Annotated in this window: 8 protein-coding genes; all 8 read right to left on the bottom strand. The window is 66.6% G+C overall.

Going from position 1 to position 7,884, the window contains the following annotated elements; genetic code table 11:
- Nucleotides 1-119: 119 nt before the first annotated feature.
- The 8 genes from ACIA5D_RS44995 to ACIA5D_RS44960 all read right to left on the bottom strand — a co-directional run bounded on the left by ACIA5D_RS44995 (nt 120) and on the right by ACIA5D_RS44960 (nt 7,832).
- On the bottom strand, nt 120-893 hold the full coding sequence (locus tag ACIA5D_RS44995) for an amino acid ABC transporter ATP-binding protein (RefSeq protein ID WP_396036808.1): 774 nt from the start codon (nt 891-893) through the stop codon (nt 120-122).
- Nucleotides 890-1,894 carry an amino acid ABC transporter permease gene (locus tag ACIA5D_RS44990; RefSeq protein WP_396036807.1) on the bottom strand — a complete coding sequence of 335 codons (1,005 nt, stop codon included), beginning with the start codon at nt 1,892-1,894 and terminating at the stop codon, nt 890-892. The genes ACIA5D_RS44995 and ACIA5D_RS44990 overlap by 4 nt, the downstream gene beginning before the upstream one ends.
- Before the next feature lie 7 nt (nt 1,895-1,901).
- Entirely contained in the window at nt 1,902-2,810 is a 909-nt protein-coding gene (locus ACIA5D_RS44985; protein WP_396036806.1) for an ABC transporter substrate-binding protein, read from the bottom strand.
- Nucleotides 2,811-2,844: 34 nt separating this feature from the next.
- Nucleotides 2,845-3,555 (bottom strand): ABC transporter ATP-binding protein, encoded by a 711-nt coding sequence (locus ACIA5D_RS44980; RefSeq protein WP_396036805.1) that lies wholly within the window; start codon nt 3,553-3,555, stop codon nt 2,845-2,847.
- Entirely contained in the window at nt 3,545-4,435 is an 891-nt protein-coding gene (locus tag ACIA5D_RS44975) for an ABC transporter ATP-binding protein (RefSeq protein ID WP_396036804.1), read from the bottom strand. Before ACIA5D_RS44975 ends, ACIA5D_RS44980 begins: the two co-directional genes overlap by 11 nt.
- A gap of 73 nt (nt 4,436-4,508) precedes the next feature.
- Nucleotides 4,509-5,639 carry a branched-chain amino acid ABC transporter permease gene (locus tag ACIA5D_RS44970; protein WP_396036803.1) on the bottom strand — a complete coding sequence of 377 codons (1,131 nt, stop codon included), beginning with the start codon at nt 5,637-5,639 and terminating at the stop codon, nt 4,509-4,511.
- Nucleotides 5,636-6,586, bottom strand: coding sequence for a branched-chain amino acid ABC transporter permease (locus ACIA5D_RS44965; protein WP_396036802.1), 951 nt, complete (start codon nt 6,584-6,586; stop codon nt 5,636-5,638). Before ACIA5D_RS44965 ends, ACIA5D_RS44970 begins: the two co-directional genes overlap by 4 nt.
- 79 nt (nt 6,587-6,665) lie before the next feature.
- Nucleotides 6,666-7,832 (bottom strand): branched-chain amino acid ABC transporter substrate-binding protein, encoded by a 1,167-nt coding sequence (locus ACIA5D_RS44960; RefSeq protein ID WP_396036801.1) that lies wholly within the window; start codon nt 7,830-7,832, stop codon nt 6,666-6,668.
- Nucleotides 7,833-7,884: the final 52 nt, after the last annotated feature.

Here is a 7,884-nt window from a genome sequence, read left to right as displayed (position 1 = left end):
TTCTGACCTTCGACAAGCCAGAACCTAGACAGGACAACGGCGTGCGCCACCCAGACGCCCAGAAACCACCCACACAAGCGTCAGTAGAACCACATAAACCGTGACCGCCCCGGTCGCCTTTACAGCACTTTGCTCAGGAATGCCTTGGTTCGCTCGTGGCGCGGGTTGGCGATGATCTCCGACGGTGCGCCCTGCTCGACCACGACGCCCTCGTCCATGAACACGACGTTGTCGCCGACCTCGCGGGCGAAGCCGATCTCGTGGGTGACCACGACCATGGTCATGCCGTCGCGGGCCAGGTCTTTCATCACGTCGAGGACCTCGCCGACGAGCTCGGGGTCGAGCGCGCTGGTCGGCTCGTCGAACAGCATCAGCTTGGGCCGCATCGCCAGTGCCCGGGCGATCGCGACGCGCTGCTGCTGCCCGCCGGACAACTGGCCGGGATAACTGTCCACCTTGGTGCCCAGTCCCACCCGCCCGAGCAGGGCAATGGCGCTTTCGCGTGCCGCCGCCTTGTCTTCTCGTTTCACCCGGCACGGCGCCTCCATGACGTTCTGGAGGGCGGTCATGTGCGGGAAGAGGTTGAAGCGCTGGAACACCATGCCGATCGCCTGGCGCTGCCGGGCGACGTCGCTGTTCTTCATCTCGTGCAGCTTGCCGCCGCGCTCGTGATAACCGACCAGGTCGCCGTCCACGAAGATCTTGCCGGCGTTGATCTTCTCGAGGTGGTTGACGCAGCGCAGGAACGTCGACTTGCCCGAGCCGGAGGGGCCGAGCACGCAGCACACCTCGCCCGACTTGACGACCAGGTCGATGCCCTTGAGCACTTCGAGCGAGCCGAACGACTTGTGCACGTTGTCGGCGCGCACCATTTCACCGGAAATATCGGTCATGTTCCCTCCGAGCCAGCCGGGATCCCGCCACCCTGTTCGACACCGATGTTCCGGAGCCGCTGCCGGGCCCGTCCGGTTGTACCGTATCCCCTGCCGAAATGCCGCTCCACGAAGAACTGGGCGATCATCAGGACGGTGCAGATGATCAGATACCAGATCACGGCTGCGACCAGGACGGGCAGCACCACGAAGGTGCGCGCCTTGATCGCGTTGAGCTGGAAGAACAGCTCGAAGGTGACCGGCACGAAGGCCACCAGCGACGTGTCCTTGACCATCGCGATGACCTCGTTGCCGGTCGGCGGCACGATCACCCGCATCGCCTGCGGCAGCACCACCCGGCGCAGCACCTGCCCGCGGGACAGGCCCAGCGCGGTCGCCGCCTCGGCCTGACCGGGGTCGATCGACTGGATGCCGGCCCGGACGATCTCGGCCATGTACGCGGCCTCGGACAACCCCAGCGCGAGCATGCCGGCCACGAAACCGGCCAGCAGGTCGCTGGCCTTGATGCTGTAGAACTGCGCGTTCAGGTCGTCGATGCCGAACAGCTTGCCGATCTGCTGATCGAACGGCAGGCCGAAGCCGACGCGCTCCCACAGGATGTTCAGGTTGCCGAACAGCACGCAGAGCACGAGCCGCGGAATCGCCCGGAAGAACCAGGTGTAGACGAACGCGACCGCGCTGAGGATGCGGTTGTCCGACAGCCGCATGATCGCGACGATCACGCCGAGCACGACGCCGATCGCCATCGACGTGACGGTCAGCAGCAGAGTGCCACGCAGTCCCTCGAGCACCGGCTCGGTGAACATCACGCCGCGCTTGCCGGGCTCGTACGAGACGAAGATGAACTTCCAGCGGAACTGGTCGTTGGTGACCAGCAGGTGCACGAACATCGCGGTGAGGATCGCGAGAACCGCGATCATCACCCACCGCCCGGGGTGCCGGACGGGCACGGCCTTGATCGGTTCAGGCCGTGCCCGCTCGATTGTTGTCTGGTCGGTCATCGACGAATCAGACGGTCGGGTTCACCGCGGGGTCGGTGATGCCGCCCGCGTCGACGCCCCACTTCGCCAGGACCGTCTTGTAGGTGCCGTCCTCGATCAGGGCCTTGAGCGCGCCCTGGATCGCGGCGCCCATCGTGTCGGCCTGGTCCTTGGGCAGGACGTAGCCGTACGGGGCCGAGTCGTAGATGTCGCCGACCAGGGCCAGCTGGCCGTTGGTCTGCTTCACCGCGTACGCGCACACCGGCGAGTCGGCCAGCATCGCCTCGTCCTTGCCGGTCACGACCGCGTTGGTCGCGTCCGACTGGGCCTGGTACTGGTCGATCGTGATCTTCGCCTTGCCGGCGTCGGTGCACTTCTTCGACCGGGCGGTCAGGTCGTCCACCTGCACCGTCGCGGTCTGCACAGCGATCTTCTTGCCGCAGACGTCGTCGGCGTTGACGGTCGCGCCGGCCTTGGCCGCCCACTGGGTGCCCGCCTGGAAGTAGGAGACCATCGTGGCCTCCTTGAGACGGCTGGCGTTGATCGTGAACGAAGAGACGCCCACGTTGTACTTCTTGGTGGCGACGCCCGGGATGATGCTGTCGAACGAGGCCGACTGCCACTCCGTGGTCAGGCCCAGCTTCTGGCCCACCGCGTTGAACAGGTCGACGTCGAACCCGATGACGGTCTTGCCGTCGGCGTCCAGGAACTCGCTCGGCGCGTACGTCGAGTCCGTCCCGATGATCAGCTTGCCGGCCGACTTGATGTCGGCCGGGACCTTGTCGGCCAGGCCCGTATCGGCCGAGGCGCTCGACACCGGGGCAGCGGTGCCCGAATCGTCACCGGACTCCGAACCGCAGGCGGCCATCGAGGTCGTCAGCGCCACCGCGACGGCCAGCCCGAGGATCGCTCGACGGCCAGGGGAGGTGCGGAACATTAAGGTCTCCCTAAAAGATTGATGCAAAATTCGATCAGGCAACGCCGAGGTAGGCGTCCTTGACGGCCGGGTCGTGCAACAGCTCGGCGCCCGTGCCGTCCTTCACGATCCGTCCGGTCTCCAGAACGTACGCCCGATGCGCGCGGGAAAGGGCCTGCTGGGCGTTCTGTTCCACGAGCAGGATCGTCGTGCCCTGCTGGTTGATCTCGACGATGATGTCGAAGATCTGCTGAATCAGCATCGGCGCCAGACCCATCGACGGCTCGTCGAGCAGCAGCAGCTTCGGCCGGCTCATCAGCGCCCGGCCCACCGCCAGCATCTGCTGCTCGCCGCCCGACAGGGTGCCGCCGGACTGCTTCTCCCGCTCCTTCATCCGCGGGAACAGGGTGAACACCCGGTCGAGATCCTCGTCGATCTCCGGCCGGTTGCGCCGGGTGTACGCGCCCATCTCCAGGTTCTCCCGCACCGACATGCCGGGGAAGATCCCCCGGCCCTCCGGCGACTGCGAGACGCCGCGGATCACCCGCAGGTCGGCGCGCAGCTTCGTGATGTCCTGACCGTCGAAGCGGATCGCGCCCTGCGACACCGGGCGCAGGCCCGAGATCGCGCGCATCGTCGTCGACTTGCCGGCGCCGTTGGCGCCGATCAGCGCGACGACCTCACCCTCGCCGACCGTCAGGCTGATCCCGTGCAAAGCCTGGATCCGGCCGTACGACAGCGAGATGTTCTCGAGCTCAAGCAGCATCGGTGGGCACCCCCAGGTACGCGGCGATGACCGCCGGATTGTCCCGCACGACGGCGGGCGTCCCCTCGGCGATCTTCTTGCCGAACTCCAGCACCACGATCCGGTCGGTGACGCCCATGACCAGGCGCATGTCGTGCTCGATCAGCAGCACGGTCACCCCGGTGTCCCGGATCCGGCGGATCAGCTCGAGCAGCTCGGCCTTCTCCGCCGGGTTGAAGCCCGCGGCCGGCTCGTCGAGGCACAGCAGAGCCGGGTTGGTCGCGAGGGCCCGCGCGATCTCCAGCCGGCGCTGCTCGCCGTACGAAAGATTGCGGCTCACATCGCCGGCGCGACGCCGGATACCCACGAACTCGAGCAGCTCCAGTGACCGCTGGCGGCCCGACCGCTCCTCCTGCCAGTGCCGGGGCAGCCGGAACAGGGCGCTGATGACGCTGGTCTTGTGGTGCGCGTCCGCGCCCACCATGACGTTCTCCAGCGCCGTCATCTCCGGGAAGAGGCGGACGTTCTGGAACGTCCGCGCGATGCCGCCCCGGGTGATCTCGTGCTTCTTCTTGCCGACGATCGACTCGCCGTTGAACCGGATCCCGCCGCTCGTCGGCCGGTACACCCCGGTCATCGCGTTGAAGCAGGTGGTCTTGCCGGCGCCGTTCGGGCCGATCAGGCCGAAGATCTCACCCTTGCGCAGCGAGAAGCTGACGTCGTTGAGCGCGACCACACCGCCGAAGCGCAAGGTCACGTGGTCGACTTCAAGAAGAACATCCTCATCACGTACGCGATGAGCACCGTCCCCCGAAGCACCGCCCGTCGGAGCGGGCTGGTCGATCGGGCGAGCGTTCAATCGGTCGAGCTCCTCGGGAGTCTCCATATGCGGCTCGCTCATACCGACACTCCGCTTCGCTCCGTGGCGGGATGAGTCAGCACGCTGAGCCAAATGGTTCGCTCACTTCGTTCGCTCACAGGGGAGCCACCTCCTTCTCCCGGTCCTTGAGCTCCATCGCCCGGCGCCGGCTCGGAATCAGGCCCTGCGGGCGCAGGATCATGATGATGATGATCACGACGCCGAACATCGCGAACCGGTACTCGTACAGGTCGGTGCCGCCCACCGAGATGCCGCGCAGCCGGTCCGGGATGTACGAGATGAGTGCGCCGCCCAAGATCGCGCCGGCCATGTTGCCCGAGCCGCCCATGACCACACCGGCCAGCACCAGGATCGAGAACTGCAGCACGAACGTCGACGAGTTGATGAAGCCCTGCTCACCGGCGAACAGCACGCCGCCGAGGCCGCCGATGAACGCGCCGATCGAGAACGCCCACAGCTTGAACTTGGTGGTCCGCACGCCCATGATCTCGGCGGCCTCTTCGTCCTCGCGGATCGCCAGCCACGACCGGCCGACCCGGCTGCGGTCGAGGTTCCGCACCCCGAAGATCACCGCGATGATGACGCCGAGACCCAGCCAGAAGTACGGGATCGCGTCGGTCACCCCGAAGATCACCTCGCCGTTCCACGTGCCCGGCGGGTGCGGCAGGCTGGTGAAGCCCCGGTCGCCACGGAACGTCTCGGTGTTCGTCGCGACGATCCGGATGATCTCGGCGAAGCCCAGCGTCACGATCGCCAGATAGTCGCCGCGCAGCCGCAGCGTCGGATACCCCAGGATCAGGCCCGCCAGCATCGTCGCCGCCAGCGCCACCGGCACCGCGGCCAGCCAGGCCCAGCCGGTGTGCGAGTACAGCACGCTGTCCTTCGAGGTCAGCAGGGCCGTCCCGTACGCGCCGACCGCGAAGAAGCCGACGTAACCGAGATCGAGCAGGCCGGCGTAACCGACCACCACATTCAGGCCCAGCGCCAGCAGCACGTAGTAGGACATGTTGAACAGCGCCGACGGCCAGTCGATGCCCTCGGTGATGATCTGCGGACCGATCACGGGGATGTCCCCGACGTAGGGCAGCAGGAACGCCAGCACCGCGGCCACCAGCGCGACCACCGCGCGTACCCAACCCGGTTGCCGGCCGAACCAGCCCCGTACCCCACCGTCGCCCCGGAAGCTCTGCTTGGGCTTTTCGGTAGCCACCGCCGTGTCACTCATGCGCGTGCCCTTCCGAGAGACTCACCCAACAGACCCGACGGACGGAACATCAGGATCAGGATCAGCAGTACGAACGCCGCGGCGTGCAGCCAGTTCGAGCCGAACAGGCCCGCCGCGTAGCTCTGCAGCACACCCAGCAGGAGGCCGCCCACCAGCGCGCCCCGCAGGTTGCCGATACCGCCCAGCACCGCCGCGGTGAACGCGTCGATACCCAGCAGGAAGCCCGCATCGTACTTCGTCACGCCGATCTTCAGGTCGTACATCACTGCCGCGATGCCTGCCATCAGGCCGCCGAGCAGGAAGACCAGCGAGATCACCCGCGACTTGTTCACGCCCATCAGCGCCGCGCTGTCCGGGTTCTGCGCCACCGCGCGGATGCCCCGGCCCAAACGTGAACCGTTGATGAAACGATCCAGCACGAACATCATCACCAGCGCCAGCACCACGATCAGGATCTGCAGATTCGTGATGTGCGTGTTGCCGATCGTGATCACCGTCCTGGCCTCGATGATCGGCGGAACACCCCTCTGATTGCGGTGCGTCGCGACGCCGACGAACTCCGAGATCGCCAGCGATGCGCCGATCGCGGTGATCAGGAAGGCGAGCGGCGGAGCGTTGCGCCGGCGCAGCGGCCGGTAGGCCACCAGCTCCACGCCCAGCGCCAAGGCGCCCGAGACCACAATGGCCGCGACCAGGCCCAACGCCATGTAACCCAGCATCGCGCCGAAGTCTGGCGTCGCCGAGTTCTGGTCGAGGCCGAACCAACCCCAAAGGATCAGGCAGGCGTACGTGCCGACCAGAAACACCTCGGAGTGTGCAAAGTTGATCAGCCGTAGCACACCGTAGACCAGGGTGTACCCCAGCGCGAACAGCGCGATGATCGCGCCCTGCGCCAGCCCTGCCACGGTGAGCGGCCCGAAATTGTCGATCAGACCGGAGAAGTTCACAGAGGGGCTCCAAAACGACGAGGTCGGTGCGGCCGGAGATAATCCGGCCACACCGGCCCTACGGAGAGTTACAGCGCGATCAGGAGGTCTTGATCTCCTGGTCCTTCACCGCGTCGCCACTCGCGTCGAACTTGAACGCCCACACCTTGATCAGCGACGGGTCCAGCTCGCCCTTGTCGGTGAACTTGTACGTGTTCGCGATGCCCTTGTAGTTCACCGTCGACAGGTACGTGTTCAGCTTCTCGGTCGTGTTGTTACCGGCGTCGATACCCTGCAGGAAGATGTTCGCCGCGTCGAACGCAACGTCCGAGTACGTACCCGCCGCCACATTCCACTTGGTCTTGTAGTCGTTGACGAACGTGCCGCCCGCTGCCTCCGGCGGCGAGCACGGGCAGGTCACCACGGTGCCGATCGCGGCCTGCGTGCCGGACGCCTTCGACAGGCCCGGGTCCTTCATGCCGTCGCCACCGAGCAGTGTGCCCTTCCAGCCCGCCGCGGTCAGCTGCTTGCGGATGACACCCGCGTTCGTGTAGTAGCCGCCGTAGAAGAGCGCGGTCGCGCCGCTCGACTGGACCTTCTGGACCAGCGCCGAGAAGTCGGTCTGCTTGCCGTCACCCTCGGTCTTGTCCGACTGGACGACCAGCGAACCCAGCTTCGACTTCACCACGTCGGCCAGACCCGCGCCGTACGCCGACTGGTCGTCCGCGACGAACACCTTCTGCGCCTTCATCACATCTTTGATGTACGAGGCGGCCGCCGGGCCCTGCGCGTCGTCGTTGGCCACCGCGCGGTGGAAGATCTTCCAGCCGCTGGCCGACAGCGACGTGCGGGTCGCCGACGGCGTGATGATCGGGATGCCCGCGGCGTCGAAGATCGGGTTGGCGGCCTCGGACTCGCCGGAGAACGGCGGGCCCACGACGCCCAGGATCTTCTTGTCCGCCACCAGGCTCCGGGCAACACCCGGGGCGACCTCGGCAGCACCCTGCGAGTCGAACTTCGCGACCGTGATGCAGTCGGAGCCCTTCTGCTTGTTGTACTGCTCGACAGCCAGCTCGAAGCCCTGCTCGATGTTCACACCGAGGTTGGCGGCCGAGCCGGTGAGAGCGCCGAAGAATGCGAGCTTGTAGCCGCAGTTCGAGCCGCTCGCCGTGTCGTCGCCACCCGAATCGCTATTACAGGCAGCGGCACCGGCGATGAGCCCGATGATGGCCACCCCGCCGATGGCTCGTGCGAGAACCTGCCTCAAGGTTGGAACCCTCCTCCATACGAACCCACCGAGCCACCGCGCGCCGATTGGC

Origin of the sequence: Actinoplanes sp. NPDC051513, assembly GCF_044454685.1 — a bacterium.
Taxonomy (GTDB): domain Bacteria; phylum Actinomycetota; class Actinomycetes; order Mycobacteriales; family Micromonosporaceae; genus Actinoplanes.
The sequence above is the reverse complement of the archived record's forward strand: the minus strand, read 5'-3'. Positions and strand labels throughout refer to the sequence as shown.

Coding starts and splice junctions, on each gene's coding strand:
- ACIA5D_RS44995 (WP_396036808.1), bottom strand. CDS start 893: ATGACCGATATTTCCGGTGAAATGGTGCGCGCCGACAACGTGCACAAG.
- ACIA5D_RS44990 (WP_396036807.1), bottom strand. CDS start 1,894: ATGACCGACCAGACAACAATCGAGCGGGCACGGCCTGAACCGATCAAG.
- ACIA5D_RS44985 (WP_396036806.1), bottom strand. CDS start 2,810: ATGTTCCGCACCTCCCCTGGCCGTCGAGCGATCCTCGGGCTGGCCGTC.
- ACIA5D_RS44980 (WP_396036805.1), bottom strand. CDS start 3,555: ATGCTGCTTGAGCTCGAGAACATCTCGCTGTCGTACGGCCGGATCCAG.
- ACIA5D_RS44975 (WP_396036804.1), bottom strand. CDS start 4,435: ATGAGCGAGCCGCATATGGAGACTCCCGAGGAGCTCGACCGATTGAAC.
- ACIA5D_RS44970 (WP_396036803.1), bottom strand. CDS start 5,639: ATGAGTGACACGGCGGTGGCTACCGAAAAGCCCAAGCAGAGCTTCCGG.